The following is an 18,710-nucleotide window of genomic DNA, read 5'->3' as shown; positions in this document are numbered from 1 at the left end:
TTATTTGGTAAGTCCATATTTGAGGTTGCCGCAACGAAGCTGCCAGAGGCGCGGGATTGCCTTGCCGCGTGTTCCGGAAAGCCATGACACCGCCCGGCAGTGGGTCGCGCGCTTCTGGCGAGCCTGCAACATCGCCCTGCCTTCTGATGAGGGCAAAAGGGCGCTGTTCGTCGATCAAGGCGCACGGGCGGTTCTCAGGCGTTTCCGCAGCCCATGCGCTGGCCCGCGAGGTCATTCCGCAAAGCGGTGCGATTTTCCGAGGCGTTAACCCGCAGACCTCGGCCTACAGATCGTTGAACGTGCTCTCGACCTGCCGCCACGCCTTTTCAAGGTGGTTACGAAGCGCCGCTTCGGCCTTGTCGGGGTCGCGCTCCAGAACGGCGTCCAGAATGGCCTTGTGATCTTCGAAGTTCTGGCGATTTCGATCAGGCAGGCGCGGCATCTGTCGCCACTTGGCATCCAGCCATTCGTTGAACGCGCGATGAACCTCCGGGAAAATCGGGTTGCCCGGGATCTCGTAGAAGGCGCCGTGAAACGCATTGTCCGTTTCGTAGAAAAGCAGCGAATCCGAAATGCTGGCTTCGTTTTCGGCCAGCCGTTCCTTGAGCCGCGTGATGTCGTGTTTGGTGGCGCTTGTTGCGGCCATCCGAACCAGACCCGCTTCCAGGAAAATCCGGATATCAAAGATCTGACGGATCCCGCCCGGGCGGCCTGTCAGATGACCCACCAATCCGCCCAGCACGTCCATGACAGTGGTTACGTTCGGGCGGCGCACAATCGGTCTATGGCGCGGGATCGCCTCAACCAGCCCTTTGCTGCTCAGAACCTTGATGGCCTCTCGCGCAACGGGGCGGCTGACTCCCATGGCCTCGACAATGCTGCGCTCAGCTGGGAGCGAATCGCCGTCTTTCAGGGCACCAGAGAGAATTTTGCCCTCGATGTCCGCCACGACACGATCGACCGCGCTATCTCGGGCGGTCGCATCGCTCACAGGTTTGGGGCGCTGATTTTCACTCATGCGCCGAGAATTCCACGCTTTTATTGTCAGCTCAAGAGGGATATTTGGACTTACCAAAACTGAGAATTATACGCGCAAATTGCAATATTGACTCTTGATCTTCAATTTTGGTAAGGCCAAAAGTGAGGAGAAAACTTATGCCAAAGATTACCAACATCTCCGCGCAGCTGTTCCGGCTGCCGCTTCGTGAAGTTCTGAGCGACGCCATGCACGGGGATCACACGCATTTCGAACTTGTTGTTGTGACCGTGGAACGGGGCGACGGTTTTTCGGGCTGCGGCTACACCTACACAGGCGGGCGCGGCGGCCACGCGATCCTTGCGATGATCGAGCACGACCTCGCCCCGGTGCTGATTAGTCGGGACGCCAGCCAGATTCAGGCGCTCAACACCGAGATGGGCCAGCTGATCCATTATGTGGGGCGCGGCGGGATCGACTCGTTTGCGATCTCGGCAATCGACATCGCCCTGTGGGACGCGCATTGCAAAACGCTGAACAAGCCGCTGTGGCAGGTCGTCGGCGGTACTTCGGATCGTTGCCGGGCGTATCGAGGCGGGATCGACCTGAATTTTCCGCTTCCGAAGTTGCTCGATCATGTCCGGGGCTATCTGGCCGACGGTTTCAACGGCGTGAAAATCAAGGTCGGAAAACCCGATCTGGCCGAAGATCTGCAACGGGCGCGTGCGGTGCGCGCGCTGATTGGCCCGGACGTCGATTTCATGGTCGACGCCAACTATTCCATGTCGGTTGAGCAGGCCATCGAGGCGGCGCGCGGCTTCATGGAGCTGGGCATCGTCTGGTTCGAAGAACCCATCGATCCGGATGACTACGCCGGTTATGGCAAGATCGCCGAGGCCACCGGCTGCCCGCTGGCGATGGGCGAAAACCTTCACACGGCACGCGCGTTCGAGCACGCGATGGAGCGCTCAAAGCTTTCCTTCCTGCAGCCGGATGCGTCGAACTGCCGGGGCATCACCGGCTGGCTCGAAGCGGCCCATATGGCGCGCAAAGCCGGGATTCCCGTCTGCAGCCATGGCATGCAGGAGTTGCACGTCAGCCTCGTGTCCGCCCAGCCGAATGCTGGCTGGATCGAGGTGCACAGCTTCCCGATCGACGAATACACGCAACGGCCCCTGGTGATCGAGGATCACATGGCTGTCGCGCCCGACACCCCCGGCATCGGGGTCACGTTCCTTTGGGACAAGCTCACAGAAGAGAGCACCGCTGCCGCTTAACCGGCCGCAGCACCGCAATTCACAGGTTCAGCAATAGGAGGAAACCATGAACCTTTTCAAAGCAATCAAACCGACAGTCTCGGTCGCAGCCCTGGCCATTGGCACCATGTCCTACGCCGACGAGCTCAAGTTCGCACATGTCTACGAGGTCAACCACCCGCTGCACAAAGCAGCCGAAAGAGCGGCCGAGCTTTTTGAGGAGCGCACCGAAGGCCGCCATTCCATCGCGGTGTTCCCGGCTTCGGCGCTTGGCAAGGAAGCGGATCTGAACGAAGGCCTGTCGCTTGGAACCGTCGACATCATCTACACCGGCGCGGGTTTTGCAGGCTCGATCTACGGCCCGGCGTCAATGACCGATTTCCCGTTCACCCTGCGCAATCTCAAGCATTGGGAAGCCTACTTCAACAGCGACGTGTTCGGCGAAGTGGCGCAAGGCTATGCGGATGCCAGCGGCGGCAATGAAATCGCGTCGGTCAGCTACTACGGCTCGCGCCACGTGACGTCGAACAAGCCGATCCACTCCCCTGCCGACATGGAAGACCTGAAGATCCGCGTGCCCAATGCGCCGGCCTACGTCCTCTTCCCGAAAGCGATTGGCGCCAACCCGACCCCGATGGCCTTTGCCGAGGTTTACCTGGCCCTGCAGCAAGGAGTTGTGGACGCACAGGAGAACCCGCTGCCGACCATTCAGGCCAAGAAGTTCCACGAAGTTCAGTCCGACATCAACCTGACCGGCCATATCACGAACTCGACCTACACGGTTGTGTCCGGCATCCGTCTTTCGATGCTCAGCGATGAGGACAAGCAGATCCTCGATGCCGTTCTGGACGAAACCGCGGACATGGTCACGGAGGCCATCGTTGCCTCGGAAGCCGAGCTTGTCGGGTGGTTCCGCGATCAGGGCGTGAACGTCAACGAAGTGGACCGCGCCCCGTTCATCGAAGCCGTCGCTCCGGCGCTGACAACCGGTGATCTGCCGTTCCCGACCGATCTCTACAACGCACTCCAAACCCTCCCGGACGCCGAATAAGTCGGCGCGCCTTGCCCGGCTGCCTTTCGCGGCCGGGCCCTTTTTGACTTGGGAGGAAGAAAATGACTGACGAAGACCCGGTCGACAAGACCGCCGCACTTATCGAGGAACTGGAGGAAGTCACCGATGATATCTCTGATGTCAGCGTCATGGACATCCCCGTTCTGATCATCTTCAGCGCTCTGTTTTTCATCGTCGCGCTGCAGTTTTTCACGCGTTACGTTTTGAATGACAGCCTCGGCTGGACAGAAGAAATCGCCCGCTATTTCCTGATCCTTCTGGGCTTTATCGGTGGCGTGTCCTGTGTCCGGAACAACAAGCACATCTTTCTGGAATTCGCCTATCACTACCTGCCGGTGAAGACGATCAAGCCCATTGTCCTGAGCGTCGAAACCATCGTGACAGCGTTCTGGGCCTATGCCGGATACCTTGGCATCCAGCTGGCCGAACGCACCAAATCCAACATGGTCTCGATCGATATGCCAAAGGCGTATCTCTACTACGTGGTGGTTGTTGGATGCTTCCTGATGGCGGTGTTTGCCGCGCGCAATCTGCTGCGCGAGTCCAGAAAACCGGCCGAACAGATCGTTCGCGAAAAACTTCAGCAAGCTGCGGAGGCACAATAACATGGCTCTTACCGTTCTTCTTGCCCTGCTCGCCGTGTTCCTGATCATGGGGGTTCATGTCACCGTGGCGCTTGGCGCGGCATCGCTGGCCTATATCATGATCAAGGGACTGCCAGATGTGCTGCTCATTCACCGCATGATCGGCGGTATCGACAGCTTTCCCTTGCTTGCCATTCCGTTTTTCATCCTGGCGGGCCACCTGATGAACACAGGCGGCATCACCACCAAGATCTTTGCCTTTGCGCGGTCCCTCGTCGGATGGCTGCCGGGGGGATTGGGCCATGTGAATGTCGGCGCAAGCGTGATCTTTGCCGGCATGTCCGGGGCGGCTGTGGCCGACGCAGGCGGTCTGGGCAACGTCGAGATCAAGGCGATGCGCGAAGCGGGTTATGACACCGATTTCTCGGTTGGTGTGACCGCGGCCTCGTCCACAATCGGCCCGATTATCCCGCCGTCCCTGCCGCTGGTGATCTATGGCGTGATGGCGTCCGTATCCATCGGCGAGCTGTTCACGGCGGGACTGGTGCCGGGATTGCTGATGGCGTTCTCGCTGATGATCATGGTTGCCTGGTACTCGTGGCGCCGGAGTTATCCGCGCGATAACCGGATCAACCCCTGCTACATCTGGGAAACCTTCAAGGCCGCGCTGCTTCCGCTGATGACACCGATCATCATCGTGGGCGGGATTGCCACCGGGATCTTCACCCCGACAGAAGCCGCCGTGGCCGCCGTGTGTTACGCGCTGTTCCTGGGGCTTGTGGTCTATCGGTCACTGACCTGGCGCCATCTTGTGCGCGTGTCCATGGACACGATCCAGACCTCGGCTGCGATCCTGATGATCATCGCCTCGGCTGCGGTGTTCGCCTGGATCCTGACAGCAGAGCAAGTCGCAACCCTGCTGGGTGACGCCCTTCTGGGGATCACGGACAACAAGCATATCCTGCTGCTGATCATGATGTTCATCGTTCTGCTGATCGGCCTGTTCATGGAGACGATTGCCGCAATCACGATCCTTGTGCCCGTGTTGATGCCCATCGCAATCAGCGCCGGAATTGATCCGGTCCACCTTGGTATCCTGCTCATCCTGAACCTGATGCTGGGTCTGCTGACCCCGCCGGTTGGCATGGTCCTGTTCGTCCTGTCGGACGTGTCGGGGGTCAAGTTCGAGCAATGTGTCAAGGCGACGATGCCCTTCCTGGTGCCGTTGGTGATTGTTCTGCTGATGATCACCTTCATTCCGGAAATCGCACTATGGTTGCCATCGGCGATGTACCGCTAGAGCAGGCCGGTTGCCCGCTCATTAGAAATTGGCACAGCCGCGGTTTCGCGGCTGTCGCCACCCCCGGGAAGACTTCGGAGGAAGACCTGCGCGCACGCGCGGACGGATGCCCGAAGGCCCGGCATCAGGATCCTGCACGTCTTCCTGGAAAGTCCCGCGTGATCTGACCACCTTGCTGCATTCGATTGCGACAGCCTGCAAAGCAATTTCCAACAATCTGAAGAACGGGGCCCTGGCCGATGTTCTGGGCAGCCTCGACAGCGAAAACGTTCAGGGCGAAACACAAAAGAAGCTAGATGTGATTGCCAACGACATTTTCCTGCACAGATGCGAATGCTCCGGCGTTCTGGCGGCGATGGTGTCCGAAGAGATGGACGAGATCTACGAGATCCCGGAGCGTTTCCCGAAAGGACATTATGTTCTGCTCTTCGATCCGCTGGACGGCTCATCGAACATCGACGTCAACGTCTCCGTTGGCACGATCTTCTCCATCCTCAGGCTCGACGAGGTGCCGGACGAAATCACCTATGAAACGGTGCTCAGACCGGGGTGCGAACAGGTGGCTGCGGGCTATGCCCTCTATGGTCCGTCAACCATGCTGGTGCTGACCACCGGGAATGGTGTTGACGGTTTCACCTTTGACGGGAGCATCGGCGAATTTCGTCACACCAACACAAACATCCGGGTGCCAGAAGACACCAGTGAATTTGCAATCAACGCCGCCAGAATGCGTTTCTGGCCCAGCGCAATTCAATCCTATGTCGAAACCTGCATGGCAGGCAGGGAGGGGCCACGTGGCCGGGATTTCAACATGCGATGGGTGGCCTCGATGGTCGCGGAAGTCCATCGGGTTTTGCTGCGGGGCGGCATTTTCATGTACCCCGTCGATTCCCAGAACAGCAGCGCGGGCGGCAAGTTGCGGCTGCTGTACGAAGCGAGCCCGATGGCGATGCTGATCGAGCAGGCCGGCGGCGCGGCTGATCGAGCAGGCCGGCGGCGCGGCATCCGACGGTCACAGCCGCATTCTGGATCTGAAACCACAGGACCCGCACCAGCGGGTCGGGACGATCCTGGGTTCAAGAAACGAGGTTGATTATCTGGTGGGCTTGATGGCTTCGGACAGTCCGTAAAGCGAGATGTCGCTTGAATTTCAGTATCAATGATACCGCGATGACGGTCGAACCGGACGAGTTCCTTCCTTTCAAGTGATCTTGGCGCGCCTGGATTTTGCCTTGCCGCCAATCGATTGCGCGGTGAAGGGTATGGTGTTGACGCACTCAAGGCCGGATTGGCGAGCGCCGAGACGGTAGAATTCTAGAGACCTAAACCGTCATCAAGGACGGTGCGCCCTAGTGCGTTGAAGGCTCTATGCTAGCGACTAATGCGAGCGTGCGATCTCGATGCGAACACCAAGCCACCCAAGGCCGTCAGCAACAGCACCGCGCCTGCGGGCAACGGCACCGGGGCAATGCTTTCAGAGAGGCTTTCAAAGGCCAGTCGGTCGAGAAAGATCGTGCTTTTGAAACTGTCCTGAGCCCGGACGGCAAAGCCATATTCCAGTTCGTGATAGACCAGCGGCCAGCCATCGGGATACACGTCCCCGGGACGGAAGATGTCTTCCGGCGTGACCTCCACGGCAACATTGAACCGTTGCAACATCTCCGCGGCCACGCTTTCGACTCCGTACGCATAAGCCGTGAGCGGCTGAATCTCGAAGGTTTCCGCGTAAATGGTATAGGGCGTGCGAACCGGACCAGCCTGTGCGGTGTCGGCGATCCAGATCGTAGCCTCCAGCGGCAGCGCGTCGGAGATCAGAGGATCAAGGCGGTTCTCGATCCCGATGGCGGTGAATTCGGCTGAAAACCGCAACACGTCGCCGGAAAGGGACCTGCCGAACAGAGGCGCTTGGCCGGCAGGTGGCGGCGTGCACTAAATGCAAACATCAGTACTTCGCGTAAGACTCGTGCAAGAACCGCCATTGCCCAAGGTACCAGGGAACAGTCGCGCGCGAAACGGCCTGAGGCCCAACCGGGCCCGCACTTTCCCCAGAGACTACGCCCGGCTCACGCGGCTTCCTTGCTGAGAGATTTTCCAACGCGGGCCACACTCAGGCCAAGCCGAAAACGCGCACTCTGGCCCGCATCAGAAAACCTTCACCGCCCCGACCTGCGCCGCGTGTGTCCCCTAGGTCAGTAGCCAGCCCGAAGCGGTCATGGGTATCGAGCGCAGCCTAAGACCGCTTGGGGCCCAGAGTGCCGAGTTTGGGTTTGGGAGGATCCGGCTCAAATGGCCTTGAGCAGTCATTGAGTTCACCCCGTCGGGACCTCAGTATTAGAGCACAAGCCGCGCCTATCGACGGGCCGTGGTGCGGCGATCCAACTGTTGATCCCCTCGATTTATCCCAACCACTAGCGCGCTAGGCTGGTGTGGCGTCCGCCAACAACCCAATCGCCGTGCCGCGGGGACGGCCCGTCGATGGGCGCGGCGGCCTGCGGCCTTGTTTCCGCGCCCGAGGTGAGATGAAGGGCCGCTCAAGGCCACTTTCGACATCGGGATCGCTCGCTGGAAACGCCCGCCTCGTCCCGCGCTTGGGACCTCCGCAGCCACCTTAATGAAACTCAGCTTCGGGCTGTTCTTAGCGGAGGCAGCCCTTCATTCTTGTAGCAGTGCTAGTCACCAAACGGATGTTCGTTTTGGCATCTTCTCACCAATGCGGAAATCGGTTTTCGAGGAAGCGAGGGATCTTGAAGGAAAATACCGCCTTGAAGGCCGATTTCATCGCGATCATTGGGGTTATCTTTGCCGGGCTTCCATCTTGCGGATTGTACCCGATAACCTGCCTTGTTTCTTCAATGTCCCAGCGCATCCCCGGATTGTCCGACATCAGGTTCAGGGCCGCGAACTGGACGTCTTTAACGTCCACCGCCGCGCGCACCCCATTTAGGAAGTCCCGGTCGCTTAGCCACATTTCCTGCCCCCAACGCCCCATGGCCATATGAGGGCCGGGCTGGTTGTCGTGCGTCCATTGCGTCCAGCCAATGCGCAGGCAGATCACGGAAAGACCATGGTGTTTGGCAAAATAGGCCCCGGTGCGTTCGCAGAACAGTTTGGACACACCATAGGCGTTCACCGGTCCGGGGGGCGTGGCGCTGTTCAAAGTGTCGCTTGTGAACCGCTTGTCGCCATGGATCCAGTTCGAGCTTGCCAGAACGACACGTTTCACGCCGTGTTCGGCGGCATGGTGGTACAGCGACAGCGTGGCATCCATGTTGTGTTCAATCGCTGAGTTCCAGGAGGCGGCGGGTTCGCGATCCCCGGCCAGATGCACAATGACATCGACGCCATGGAGCAACTTCGCCCAATCCGGCGCACCCGATAAATCTGCCGTGTGAATGTCCGGGTGATCGACGGGGCGGATGTCGACCCCGGACACCGACATTTCCGGGTCGGCTTCCAGCACATCGAAAAGCTTGCGGCCCAGATGGCCACCGGCGCCAGTGATCAGAACATGCATGACAGAAGGTCCTTGTGCCTTGTTGAGGACGGCGGGGCGTCATTGGGCCAAAGTTCAAAGTCCTGGCGAAACTGAAGGTGCTGACCGGGCTTCAAGTCGCGCGCTGGTGAGTGCCACTCTGCTTCGCAATAGGGGTAATCGCCCGAATTGAAGACTTCGACGGGATGGCCGTGGGCAAAGTTGTCTTCCGGCATCGGAGGTGGGGTTGTGCAGGTCAATAACGGGCCTGTCTTGCCGAACGTGATGAAGGTTTGGCCATCGGGGCAGGGTAGCCCGACCTTGAATTCCTGCGGGACGGCACATTGGGCGACAACGCCGGTTGGGGTTGGCATGACCTGACTGCCCGCCACGCCAAAGACTGGAGATACTTCGGGCTTGTCCATGGCAACGCCGATTGTGGCGGGTGTATCGATCATCATGACCGACCAAATGCCGGCGGTGCGAGAGCCAGCGCCGTGATTGGTCACCGTGTGCGCAATCCGCCATGTGGTGGATGAGGTGAGCGTGATGCGGCGCGTAACTGAAAGCTGAGAGATCGGGCAGATTGTGCTGATGACTTCGACATGTAAGTCGCTCTGTGACGTGACCTGATAGGGGCCGCTGTCGAGTGCCGGAAACGGGCTGCCCTTATGCCAAAGTGTGTCCGGTGCGATCCATGTTTTTTCGCCTCCCCAAAGCGGAAAGCCATACTGCGGCGCGCGTGTTGGCAAATCCGCAAGGTCCGTGTCGTCAAACGCGATACCGTTCAGATCGGGGTTCTGAAACAACAAGGATTGCCCGTGAAACACCACATCCCACAAGCGCCCGCCGATGCCAGGCAGGATCACCAGTTCCAGTTCGTTGTTTTGAAGCCGCAAAAGCCTCCACCGATCAGACATGAGGTCTTGCTCCTCGGGCGGGGTTCCGGCGCAGTTTGACCGCGCCGGAAAGCTTGATTAGACGTGCTTGAATTGGTCGACATTGGCAGCGGTGATCGGCATGACCCCGGTTTCGACACGTTCTGGCAGCGGATTGATTCCGGCGGCTTTCCAGTCCGGCAAAACCTTCAGCGCGTCGGTATTTTGCCAATGCATCATGTGGAAGGCGAGGAAGATTTCCAGATAGGATTTCTGTGCCACAGCCCCATGGATCGTGCCGTCTTCGATATAGGGCAGCATATCGTCGTTGCGGTCCATCGCGACAATCTTGATGTCCTTGCGGCCCGCTTCGTTGACCGCGATTGCCGCGCCTTTGCCGCTGTCACCATCGGTGCCACCAATGCCGACAATATCCGGGTTTGCCTGAATGGCTTGAAGATAGGCGGTGGGTGCATAAGACGGGTCGGCCTTGTCGTTGACCACATCGACCACTTCGATGTCAGGGTATTTTTCCGCAAAGATCTGCTTGTACCCTTCGACGCGCTCCAGCGTGGACGGTGCCGGGAAGGTGCCAAGGATGACCTTGCCCTTGCCGCCAATCGCCTCGGCCAGCATTTCACCACCAACACGTCCGGCCTGAACACCGTTGATGCCAAGGAAGGTGGACCGGGGACTGTCAGGAATGTCGCCGATACAACATGTAACCGGAATACCGGCTTCGACGGCGCGTTCCACACCGGGGGCCAATGTGGCGGGATCGCCGGGGAAAATCAGGATGCCTGCAGGGCGGCGTGCGATGAGTTCATCCAGCTGCCGCGCCTGAGCCGCGATGTCAAAGTCGAGCGGCCCTGTGAAGGTGGCCTTGATGCCCATCAGCTCTTCGAGGTCTTTCATCGCATTGCGGTAATCGACCCAGAAGGGCACCTGCGTGACGATGGAGAGGAATACATATTCCTTGCCAGCGGCTTGTGCCATCGCGGCCTTGGACAGCACGGGCAGGCCAAAGGCGGCTGCCAGTCCTGCGGTCGTGCCCGCCGTCAACAGCCTGCGCCGGTTTACACTCATCTCAGTCATCGTGATCTCCCTGTTTTGGATCGTTGGTTGTTGATTTTCGTGAAATTGGATCAACCGCGCTTGCTTCGGATCAGCATGTCGAGGGCAACGGCGGAAACGAGAACGCCACCGATGACAATCATCTGCCAGTAGATGGACACCGCTTGCATCGTCATCGTGTTGTTGATGAGCGCGACGAACACGACCCCAAGGAATGCACCCAGAATGGTGCCCTCTCCCCCGCGCAGCGATGCGCCGCCAATGACGGCTGCTGCAAGCACCTGCAGCTCGATCCCGTTGCCGGCTGTGGGTGTGCCGCTCATCAAGCGGGAGGCAAGCAGAACGCCAGCCAGCGCAGCCAAGACGCCGGTTAGCGCATAAAGTATGATACGCACGCGGGTTACATGGATGCCGGACAGCAGCGCGGCCTTTTCGTTAGCCCCGATGAAATAGACTTGGCGGAAGAAACGCGTATGGCGCACCGCCAGATCGAACAGGATGACCAAAACGATCGTCAGCAAGACGATGACCGGCAAACCGCCGATGTCGGCTTTACCGATCCAGGCGAAGGAGGGTGGCAGGCTGGAAACCGAAAAGCCCTCGGTCAGAACCAATGCGATCCCGCGCGCAATCGACATGGTGCCAAGGGTTGCGATCAAGGGATTGATGCCAAGACCGGTGACAAGCACCCCGTTCACGATCCCAACCAAAGCGCCAAGGATCAGGCCGCAAATCACCGCCAGCGGAATCGGCAGCCCAGCCAACAGCAACATGGCGACCACCGTCGATGACAAGGCCATGACCGAGCCAACCGAAAGGTCGAATCCACCCGACGCCAATAGGATCGCCATGCCAATCACGATAATTGCCGTTGGGGCCATGCCCACGGCGACCGCGCGAAAGTTGGAGAAGCTGAAAAAATAGGGGTTCACGTTTGCCATAACGATAACAATCGCGGCGATCAGCACGACCAGCGTGAGTTCACGAATGTCAACAAAGGCTTGCAGAACACGGCGCATGATCGGCAGGTTTTCAGATATCTCGGTTTGAACACTCATGGTCAAAACGCGTCTCCTGTGAACGTGGATGGGTGAGAGGCCGGGGCAATGGATGTGCCCGCCGCCATTTGCAGCAGCACCTCTTCGCTTGCGTCCCGTGCTGGGATGTCGCCCATCTGGCGGCCCTCGTGAACGACGAGAATGCGGGTAGAAAGCGACACCAGCTCGGGAAAATCGGACGACACGATCAGGATGGCCATCCCCTCTGCTGCGCGGCGCAAGAGTTCGGTGTGAATTTGAAATTTGGCGCCAACGTCAACGCCTTTGGTGGGTTCTTCGATGATCAGCAAATCGGGCGACCGCTTGAGCCATTTGCCCAACATGATCTTTTGCTGATTGCCGCCGGAAAGCGCGCCCACGTCCTCGTCGATGCTGCTGGCTTTGACACTAAAGGCATCGATGGCCGCTGCGCTGGCGTGTTTGATCGACCCGTTGCGCATGACCCCAAGCGTTGTGTGATCCGACAGGCTGGCGGCAATCAGGTTGTCACTGAGAGACTGATCGAGAAACAGACCCTCGGTCTTTCGTTCTTCCGGGACAAAGCCAACGCCCGCACGCATGGCGTGGCGCAGTGATTTAAAGCGAACTGTCTCGCCGTTCAGCCTTATCTCGCCTGTGGCCCCCGGCATGAGCCCTACGATGGATCGGACAATTTCACTACGCCGTGCGCCCATGAGCCCGGCCATGCCAACGATTTCACCCGCTTTGACGGAAAACGAAATGTCGTCGAAGTGACCCGGATGGGACAAGCCATCGACGGCGAGTACCTCGTCTCCGGCGGCTGCACGGTTGCGGCTGATCTCGTCGGGGTGCGCGCCGCCGATCATTTCTGCAACAACGCGGTCCTGCGAGGTTTCGGAAGCGGGCAACATGCTGATCTGACGACCATCTCTAAGCACGGTCACGCGGTCGGAAATGCGAAAGATTTCCGCCATATGGTGGCTGACATAAACAATCCCGATCCCGCGGCGCGTCAGGTTTCGCAGCACGGCAAACAAGGAATCGACTTCATCGGGGGCCAGCGCAGAGGTTGGTTCATCCAACAACAGAACACGCGAATCGAGCGAAAGCGCCTTGGCGATTTCAACGATCTGGCGGGAGCTGATCGGCAGGCTGTCGACGGGGCGGGACACATCAATATCCAACCCGAACTCAGCAAGAAGTCCTTCTGCGCGTCGGCGCAATTCGGGCCAGTCCACAACGCCAAGTCTTGTCGGCGCCCGTCCCGCATAGATGTTCTCGGCCACAGAAAGCGCGCCGGCGAGGCTGAGCTCCTGGAAAACGCAGCTGATGCCAAGCGATTGCGCGTGCGCCGGTGTTTCGATTCTTTTCTCCGTGCCGTCCAACAGGATTTTCCCGGCTGTCGGCTGGTGCAGGCCGTACAAAAGGCCAAGGCAGGTGGATTTGCCCGCACCGTTTTCTCCGCAAAGCGCGTGTATTTCACCGGGACGCAGTTCGAAATCCACGCCTTTCAGGACGTCATTGGCCCCGAAGCTTTTGCCGACCCCCTGCAATTGGATCAGGGGCGGCGCATCCCTTTGAATAGGATTCTCTTTTGTCGACATGTCTTCCTCCCATCGCCTAGGTGGCATCTGAAATATCAGATGTCAATTAGTATTGAGGGGAACCGCAGAACAGGGTCGCGCCCGTGCAATGCAGAAGGGCGACCCGATATTGGGCCGCCCTTGGAAACTGTTGTTTGATTTCAGAGGATTGAATTAAGGCGCGTCCATGCCTTCCAACACAATTGACGCGCTTTTATAGGCCTGCCGGGTGCGATCAATGTGTTCGATAAGAAGGTTTCTGATCTCGGTCATGTCACCGCGCCGGACGGCAGCGGCGATTTTCTGGTGTTCTTCAAATGAGAGATTCGTGTGTTGCGGCAGCTTGGCCAAATGTGTGCGCAGGGCGGCGATCTTGCCGACATAACGCGTGTAGCTGGCAGTCAGGTAATCATTGCCCGCATGCTGAAAGATCAGATGATGAAAGGTCGTATCCAGCGCCAGGTACTCTTTTTCGTCGCCGCGCGCGCGCGCGCGCTCCATGTCTTCCACCACGCGAGACATATTGGAGGCGAGCCCGTCCGAATCTCTGGAAAGCGCCAGCTCGAAAGCGGCCGTTTCGATGGCCTGCCTGAAATCGCAGATTTGCGTCACTTCCGAATCAGACAGCGTAAACACCCGCGCGCCTTTTTGCGGTTCAATGCTGACCAATCCTTCGTCGCGCAATTGGGCAAGGGCCTCGCGAACCGGTGACTTTGAAACACCCAGTTCTTCGGAGATTTTCCGCTCTGACAGCACTTGGCCCATCTTAAGCGAACCGTCGACGATACTATTTCTCAAATGCTCAAGGGCGAGTTCTCGAAGAGACTTCGGTCGTTCCAGCGCCATAAATCGGGTCTCCCAAAAAAAAGTGTTGCAAGGATGACGATATCTGATACACCAGCTAACGCAAGCTGGAATATCAGATACCAGATGCAACCTGGGAGGAGTGGATCGACATGCGTGCAGAGCTCGTTCTCGATTGCAAAAACGAACACGGCGAAGGGATCTACTGGAACCCGGGAGACGGGCGTGTTTGGTGGACCGACATCGAAGGTCGCGCGCTTTGGTCCTATGACCCGGCAGCGAAACAGAGCCATTGTCAAAAGATGGAAGAGCGGGTCTGCTGCTTTGCGCCGCGCGCCACTGGCGGGTTGATCATCGCCTATGCCGATCGGGTTGTTCTGCACGATCCGGACTCCAAGTCGGAAACGCTCGTTGCGCGTTTCGAAGACGACAATCCCGAGACACGGTTGAACGATGGCCGCACTGATCGTCAGGGCAGGCTGATTGTTGGCGGCATGAACGAAGTGACCGGCGCTGCCAGTTCGTCCGTCATTTGCATCGACACAGATCTCTCTGTCCGAACCCTGATCAAGGGTGTGTCCTGCGCTAACTCCACCTGCTTTTCGCCCGACGGCCGCACAATGTTTTTTTCCGACACCCCGGACCGGGAAATCGTGGCTTATGACTACGACACCAAGACCGGAATGGTCGCCAACCGGCGCGTGCATGCCGGGTTCAGGGGCGAGCCCGGATTGCCCGACGGGTCCTGCGTTGATGCCGACGGCGGCGTTTGGAATGCCGAATGGGAGGGGCATCGCGTGGTGCGCGTGGCCCCCGACGGAACCATAGACCGCGTCATAGATGTACCCGTCTGGAAGCCCACTTGTTGCGCATTCGGCGGCCCCGATCTCGATACGCTGTTCATCACCACATCGCGTTTGATGAGCGATGAGACGGCTTTGGCACAAGAGCCGACATCAGGCGGACTGTTCGCCGCCAAACCCGGAATACGCGGCGTGATCGACACGCCATTCAACGGATAATCAACGACTTTCTGGAGGAGAAAACCATGTTGAAAGCCCTAATGAATACGACAATTGCCGCAGGTTTTGCCGCTCTGGCGACCGCCGCAGTTGCCGAAACCTATCCGACCCCGGTTCCGCTTCAGGAGGGTGCACAGGCCCCGATTGACGCAATTGCGCCCAAGAACGAGACCTTCCGCGTCGCCTACATGCCACCCGCGACCGAATTCAACTACTACATCGCTATCGGCGAAGGCATCAAAGCGGTCGCCGCGGAAGCCGGTGTTGACGTCTTTATGCTTGCGCCACAATCAGGCGCCGACATCAACGGCCAGATGGGCATGATCCAGGACGTGCTGACCCAGAACGTCGATGCCATCATCTTTGGCACCCATGATGAGTTTGCCGCCGCGCCGCTTTTGAAACAGGCGGTCGACAAGGGTATGGCCGTGCTGATGATCAATTCGGACATCCCGAATTTTCCGACGCCGATCCATGGTGTTGTCGGATACTCGCAGCGCAACGGAACCCATAAGATCGCGGATTGGGCCATCGAGAATTATGGCGACGCGCCGGTAAAGGTTGGCGTGATCGAAGGCCAGCCCGGCTATCATTCGACCGAACGTGTTGGTGGGTTCCTTGATGGCATCGACGGCAACGAGAACTTTGAAGTGGTTGTGTCGATCGACGGCAAATGGAACGTCGAAGGCGGCAACACTGCTGGTATGGATATTCTGCAGTCCAACCCTGATCTCGACATGATCTTTGCGGCCAATGACTACATGATCATTGGCGCGTCCTTTGCTGCCAAGGCGTTGGGCCGTCGCGACATTGTTCTGTTGGGCAATGACGGCGACACCTCCGGTCTTGAAGAAATCGCAGCGGGCAACATCACCGCCACCGTGAACACCTCGCCGTTCCTGATGGGAAAGGCCGCGATGCACGCCACCATTGATGCCCTGAACGGGTCCTATCCCGGTGGTTGGATCGAAACGCCCACATCCATCGAAGACAAAGAGGGTGCCATCAGCGTTCTGCAAGAGCCTGAAAAGCTCTTCCCGCAGCCGTCCAAAGAGTACTGAGCTTTCTCCCTGCTTCCCGGTGGCGCCTTTGTGTGCTGCCGGGGGCGCGATGCATTTGATTTCGTACTCTAACCGAGGCAACCGCCATGACCCGCGCAGCACCCCTTTGGGAATTTGTCGACATCAGCAAGGCTTATCCTGGCGTTCTGGCGAACGACAAAGTCTGTATCAAGCTTATGCCCGGATCCATTCACGGACTGCTTGGTGAAAACGGCTGTGGCAAATCCACGATGATCAAAACGCTTTCTGGCGTACAACAGCCCGACAGCGGCCAGATTTTGCACAATGGCACACCAGTCACGATCAATGATCCGCAGGCGGCACGGGACTTCGGGATTGCCACCGTCTTTCAGGAGTTCTCCATCGTTCCGACCCTGTCCGTTGGCGAGAATATCTTTCTGGGCAACATGCCCCGGTCCCGGCTCGGCGTGATTGACTGGAACAAGGTGCACCGCGACACGGCGCGGGTTCTGGCGGAAATGGACGTGGATGTGTCACCCGACGCCATCACGGGCACGCTTTCTGTTGGCGAACAACAGCTTGTCGAGATTGCCAAAGCCATCGCCATGGATGCCCGCATGATCATCCTGGATGAGCCAACAGCGGCTTTGGGTGAGGACGAGATCGAACGTCTGCACCAGCTTTTGCGCAACATGCGCAGCCGCGGCACGGCCATTCTTTACGTGTCGCACAGGCTGGATGAGGTGGAGAGGATCGTTGACGAGGTCACGATCCTGCGCAATGGGCGCGTTGTGCGCGCCAGCGGCGAAACCGAAATCAACGTTGGCGAGATTGTCAGCGCCATGGTTGGCGAAGACATCGGCGAGCATTATCCAAAAGAGCGCAACGCCACCGAAGACGCAGTGCTTGAGGCGAGCGGTCTGGCGACCAACGCAGGCGTGATAGATGCGTCTCTGACCCTGCATCAAGGCGAAGTTCTGGGGCTTGGCGGCGTGTTGGGCAGCGGGCGGACCGAGATTGCACGCGCCCTGTTTGGCACCGATGAGCTGACCGCCGGGCAATTGACGCTCAGGGGAAAACCCGTCCGTTTCCGCCGCGAGATCGACGCGATCCGTGCCGGGTTGGCGCTGGTGCCTGAGAACCGCAAATTCGATGGCTTGTTCTTCAACTTCCGTGCCAGCGGCAACATAACGGCGGCTGGCCTTGGCGGATTGGCCCGATTTGGTGTGCTCAATCTGAGGACCGAAGAACAGGCAACGCATGATCTGATCCGCGATTTGGAGATTTCATCGCAAGCCGAGGAAAAGACTGTCAATTTCCTCTCTGGCGGCAACCAGCAAAAGATCGTCATTGCGCGTTGGCTGTTCTCGGATTCGGACATACTGATCCTCGATGAACCGACCCAGGGGATCGATATCGGCGCCAAGATCGCCGTGTACCGGCTGATCAACAAACTGACGCGCGCGGGCAAATCCATCATTCTGATCAGCTCGGATCATGACGAATTGCTGGCGATGAGCGACCGGATCGCAATCGTTCAGCACGGCGCAATCAAGCGCACCGTTGATGCCGCTAATCTGACCCACAACGACCTAGTGCGTGCCTCTGCCGAGGCTCACCAAACCGAACCCACGGAGGTTTTCGCATGAAGCGGATCTTTGACACGCAATTGATCGGGCCCTTTGCGGCCATGGTTATCGTTGCTTTGATCGTCGCGCTGACGACAGAGCGCTTTCTGAACCCGGGGAACCTCTCGAACCTGTCGCTGCAAGTCAGCATTGTTGCGCTGATCGCCATTGGTTCGTCCATCGTGATATTTGCCGCTGGCATTGATCTGAGCTCGGGGTCGATGGTGGCCTTGCTGACCATGATCCTCGCGCAGATGCTGAAATTCATCGGCATTCCGCTGGTGCTGGCGCTGCCGCTCATTCTGTTTGCCGGCGGCTTGCTGGGGCTTCTGATCGGACTGATCACGGCCTATGGGCGCATCCCATCCTTCATCACGACCTTGGCCGCGCTGATTGCCTTTCGCGGGTTGGCGCTGACCTTCAACAATGGCTCGCCTATCTTCTCGCTCGATCCGGCGCTGGAACCCATTTTCTACGGTAAATTGCTCGGCGTGCCGCTGCCGTTTTTCTATCTCGTCTTCTTCTATGCGCTGGCCGCGTTCACGATGAATTTCACCAAACTGGGGCGCGAGATATACGCGGTGGGCGGCAACCCGGCTGCCGCCGTCCTGACAGGCATCAACGTGCGCAAGGTGCAGACGACGACCTTTGTAATCGCCGGTTTCATGACCGCTGTCGGCGCGATCCTGATGTCAGCGCGCCTGAACTCCGGCTCGCCGAACTATGGCCAGACACTGGAATTGCAGGCCATCGCCGCCGCCGTTGTGGGTGGGGCGAGCCTTGCGGGCGGACGCGGCAATATCCTTGCGACGCTCATGGGGGCGATGACCATCGTGATTGTCCAGAACGGGCTTAACCTCAACGCCGCGCCCTCATCCGTCCAGAACATCGTGCTGGGTCTGATCATCCTGCTCGCCGTCGGTATCGACATGTGGCGTGCCGAGGTTTCGGCCCTGATGGCCCGCGTTTTTGGGCGTGCATCACCCGGCAAGACATCCGCAGTGAAAAAGGAGGCCTGAG

The 18,710-nt window shown here is 58.7% G+C and carries 17 protein-coding genes and 1 pseudogene; 10 read left to right on the top strand and 8 right to left on the bottom strand.

All coding sequences use genetic code 11. The features are described from left to right. Nucleotides 1-283: 283 nt before the first annotated feature. Nucleotides 284-1,018, bottom strand: coding sequence for an FCD domain-containing protein (locus E4662_RS05615; RefSeq protein ID WP_136440433.1), 735 nt, complete (start codon nt 1,016-1,018; stop codon nt 284-286). Between the two features lie 137 nt (nt 1,019-1,155). Here E4662_RS05615 and E4662_RS05610 point away from each other — a divergent pair, with 137 nt between their 5' ends. The 6 genes and pseudogenes from E4662_RS05610 to E4662_RS24310 all read left to right on the top strand — a co-directional run bounded on the left by E4662_RS05610 (nt 1,156) and on the right by E4662_RS24310 (nt 6,318). After that, nucleotides 1,156-2,253, top strand: a complete 1,098-nt coding sequence (locus tag E4662_RS05610) for a mandelate racemase/muconate lactonizing enzyme family protein (RefSeq protein WP_136440432.1) — start codon at nt 1,156-1,158, stop codon at nt 2,251-2,253. Between the two features lie 46 nt (nt 2,254-2,299). After that, nucleotides 2,300-3,283: a sialic acid TRAP transporter substrate-binding protein SiaP gene (locus E4662_RS05605; protein ID WP_136440430.1), complete on the top strand. Its 984-nt coding sequence runs from the start codon at nt 2,300-2,302 to the stop codon at nt 3,281-3,283. A gap of 62 nt (nt 3,284-3,345) precedes the next feature. Then, complete coding sequence (locus E4662_RS05600; protein WP_136440428.1) at nt 3,346-3,909, top strand: TRAP transporter small permease; 564 nt, start codon at nt 3,346-3,348, stop codon at nt 3,907-3,909. 1 nt (nt 3,910) lies between these two features. Beyond that, entirely contained in the window at nt 3,911-5,188 is a 1,278-nt protein-coding gene (locus E4662_RS05595; protein WP_136440426.1) for a TRAP transporter large permease, read from the top strand. A gap of 106 nt (nt 5,189-5,294) precedes the next feature. Next, a pseudogene (locus tag E4662_RS05590) lies at nt 5,295-6,119 on the top strand (class 1 fructose-bisphosphatase); the annotation flags it as partial. A 46-nt stretch (nt 6,120-6,165) separates the two neighbouring features. Next, nucleotides 6,166-6,318, top strand: coding sequence for a hypothetical protein (locus E4662_RS24310; RefSeq protein ID WP_338113499.1), 153 nt, complete (start codon nt 6,166-6,168; stop codon nt 6,316-6,318). Between the two features lie 241 nt (nt 6,319-6,559). Here the strand turns inward: E4662_RS24310 and E4662_RS05585 are convergent, their stop codons facing one another. From E4662_RS05585 to E4662_RS05555, 7 genes are all read right to left on the bottom strand, one after another. Next, on the bottom strand, nt 6,560-7,057 hold the full coding sequence (locus E4662_RS05585; RefSeq protein WP_168797903.1) for a VPLPA-CTERM sorting domain-containing protein: 498 nt from the start codon (nt 7,055-7,057) through the stop codon (nt 6,560-6,562). An 835-nt stretch (nt 7,058-7,892) separates the two neighbouring features. Further along, complete coding sequence (locus E4662_RS05580) at nt 7,893-8,702, bottom strand: NAD-dependent epimerase/dehydratase family protein (protein ID WP_136440422.1); 810 nt, start codon at nt 8,700-8,702, stop codon at nt 7,893-7,895. Then, complete coding sequence (locus E4662_RS05575; RefSeq protein ID WP_136440420.1) at nt 8,690-9,580, bottom strand: hypothetical protein; 891 nt, start codon at nt 9,578-9,580, stop codon at nt 8,690-8,692. The genes E4662_RS05580 and E4662_RS05575 overlap by 13 nt, the downstream gene beginning before the upstream one ends. A gap of 57 nt (nt 9,581-9,637) precedes the next feature. After that, entirely contained in the window at nt 9,638-10,633 is a 996-nt protein-coding gene (locus tag E4662_RS05570; RefSeq protein ID WP_136440418.1) for a substrate-binding domain-containing protein, read from the bottom strand. A gap of 50 nt (nt 10,634-10,683) precedes the next feature. After that, nucleotides 10,684-11,670 carry an ABC transporter permease gene (locus E4662_RS05565; RefSeq protein ID WP_136440416.1) on the bottom strand — a complete coding sequence of 329 codons (987 nt, stop codon included), beginning with the start codon at nt 11,668-11,670 and terminating at the stop codon, nt 10,684-10,686. A gap of 2 nt (nt 11,671-11,672) precedes the next feature. Next, entirely contained in the window at nt 11,673-13,235 is a 1,563-nt protein-coding gene (locus tag E4662_RS05560) for a sugar ABC transporter ATP-binding protein (protein ID WP_136440413.1), read from the bottom strand. Between the two features lie 153 nt (nt 13,236-13,388). Further along, on the bottom strand, nt 13,389-14,060 hold the full coding sequence (locus E4662_RS05555) for a GntR family transcriptional regulator (protein WP_136440412.1): 672 nt from the start codon (nt 14,058-14,060) through the stop codon (nt 13,389-13,391). A 110-nt stretch (nt 14,061-14,170) separates the two neighbouring features. Here E4662_RS05555 and E4662_RS05550 point away from each other — a divergent pair, with 110 nt between their 5' ends. The 4 genes from E4662_RS05550 (at nt 14,171) to E4662_RS05535 (ending at nt 18,709) form a co-directional block, all read left to right on the top strand. Then, nucleotides 14,171-15,040, top strand: a complete 870-nt coding sequence (locus E4662_RS05550) for an SMP-30/gluconolactonase/LRE family protein (protein ID WP_136440411.1) — start codon at nt 14,171-14,173, stop codon at nt 15,038-15,040. A gap of 26 nt (nt 15,041-15,066) precedes the next feature. Beyond that, nucleotides 15,067-16,101, top strand: coding sequence for a sugar ABC transporter substrate-binding protein (locus E4662_RS05545; protein WP_136440409.1), 1,035 nt, complete (start codon nt 15,067-15,069; stop codon nt 16,099-16,101). Nucleotides 16,102-16,187: 86 nt separating this feature from the next. Beyond that, entirely contained in the window at nt 16,188-17,711 is a 1,524-nt protein-coding gene (locus E4662_RS05540) for a sugar ABC transporter ATP-binding protein (protein ID WP_136440407.1), read from the top strand. Continuing rightward, on the top strand, nt 17,708-18,709 hold the full coding sequence (locus E4662_RS05535; RefSeq protein ID WP_136440405.1) for an ABC transporter permease: 1,002 nt from the start codon (nt 17,708-17,710) through the stop codon (nt 18,707-18,709). Before E4662_RS05540 ends, E4662_RS05535 begins: the two co-directional genes overlap by 4 nt. The last annotated feature ends 1 nt before the right edge of the window (nt 18,710 follow it).

Source organism: Pacificoceanicola onchidii, from assembly GCF_004804335.1.
GTDB lineage: Bacteria > Pseudomonadota > Alphaproteobacteria > Rhodobacterales > Rhodobacteraceae > Pacificoceanicola > Pacificoceanicola onchidii.
Note: the sequence above shows the minus strand (reverse complement) of the source record. Positions and strands in the feature narration are given on the sequence as shown.

What these genes read in the sequence shown, in the direction of transcription:
- E4662_RS05615 (WP_136440433.1), bottom strand. Translation starts at nt 1,018, where the DNA reads ATGAGTGAAAATCAGCGCCCCAAACCTGTGAGCGATGCGACCGCCCGA.
- E4662_RS05610 (WP_136440432.1), top strand. Translation starts at nt 1,156, where the DNA reads ATGCCAAAGATTACCAACATCTCCGCGCAGCTGTTCCGGCTGCCGCTT.
- E4662_RS05605 (WP_136440430.1), top strand. Translation starts at nt 2,300, where the DNA reads ATGAACCTTTTCAAAGCAATCAAACCGACAGTCTCGGTCGCAGCCCTG.
- E4662_RS05600 (WP_136440428.1), top strand. Translation starts at nt 3,346, where the DNA reads ATGACTGACGAAGACCCGGTCGACAAGACCGCCGCACTTATCGAGGAA.
- E4662_RS05595 (WP_136440426.1), top strand. Translation starts at nt 3,911, where the DNA reads ATGGCTCTTACCGTTCTTCTTGCCCTGCTCGCCGTGTTCCTGATCATG.
- E4662_RS05580 (WP_136440422.1), bottom strand. Translation starts at nt 8,702, where the DNA reads ATGCATGTTCTGATCACTGGCGCCGGTGGCCATCTGGGCCGCAAGCTT.
- E4662_RS05575 (WP_136440420.1), bottom strand. Translation starts at nt 9,580, where the DNA reads ATGTCTGATCGGTGGAGGCTTTTGCGGCTTCAAAACAACGAACTGGAA.
- E4662_RS05570 (WP_136440418.1), bottom strand. Translation starts at nt 10,633, where the DNA reads ATGACTGAGATGAGTGTAAACCGGCGCAGGCTGTTGACGGCGGGCACG.
- E4662_RS05565 (WP_136440416.1), bottom strand. Translation starts at nt 11,670, where the DNA reads ATGAGTGTTCAAACCGAGATATCTGAAAACCTGCCGATCATGCGCCGT.
- E4662_RS05560 (WP_136440413.1), bottom strand. Translation starts at nt 13,235, where the DNA reads ATGTCGACAAAAGAGAATCCTATTCAAAGGGATGCGCCGCCCCTGATC.
- E4662_RS05555 (WP_136440412.1), bottom strand. Translation starts at nt 14,060, where the DNA reads ATGGCGCTGGAACGACCGAAGTCTCTTCGAGAACTCGCCCTTGAGCAT.
- E4662_RS05550 (WP_136440411.1), top strand. Translation starts at nt 14,171, where the DNA reads ATGCGTGCAGAGCTCGTTCTCGATTGCAAAAACGAACACGGCGAAGGG.
- E4662_RS05545 (WP_136440409.1), top strand. Translation starts at nt 15,067, where the DNA reads ATGTTGAAAGCCCTAATGAATACGACAATTGCCGCAGGTTTTGCCGCT.
- E4662_RS05540 (WP_136440407.1), top strand. Translation starts at nt 16,188, where the DNA reads ATGACCCGCGCAGCACCCCTTTGGGAATTTGTCGACATCAGCAAGGCT.
- E4662_RS05535 (WP_136440405.1), top strand. Translation starts at nt 17,708, where the DNA reads ATGAAGCGGATCTTTGACACGCAATTGATCGGGCCCTTTGCGGCCATG.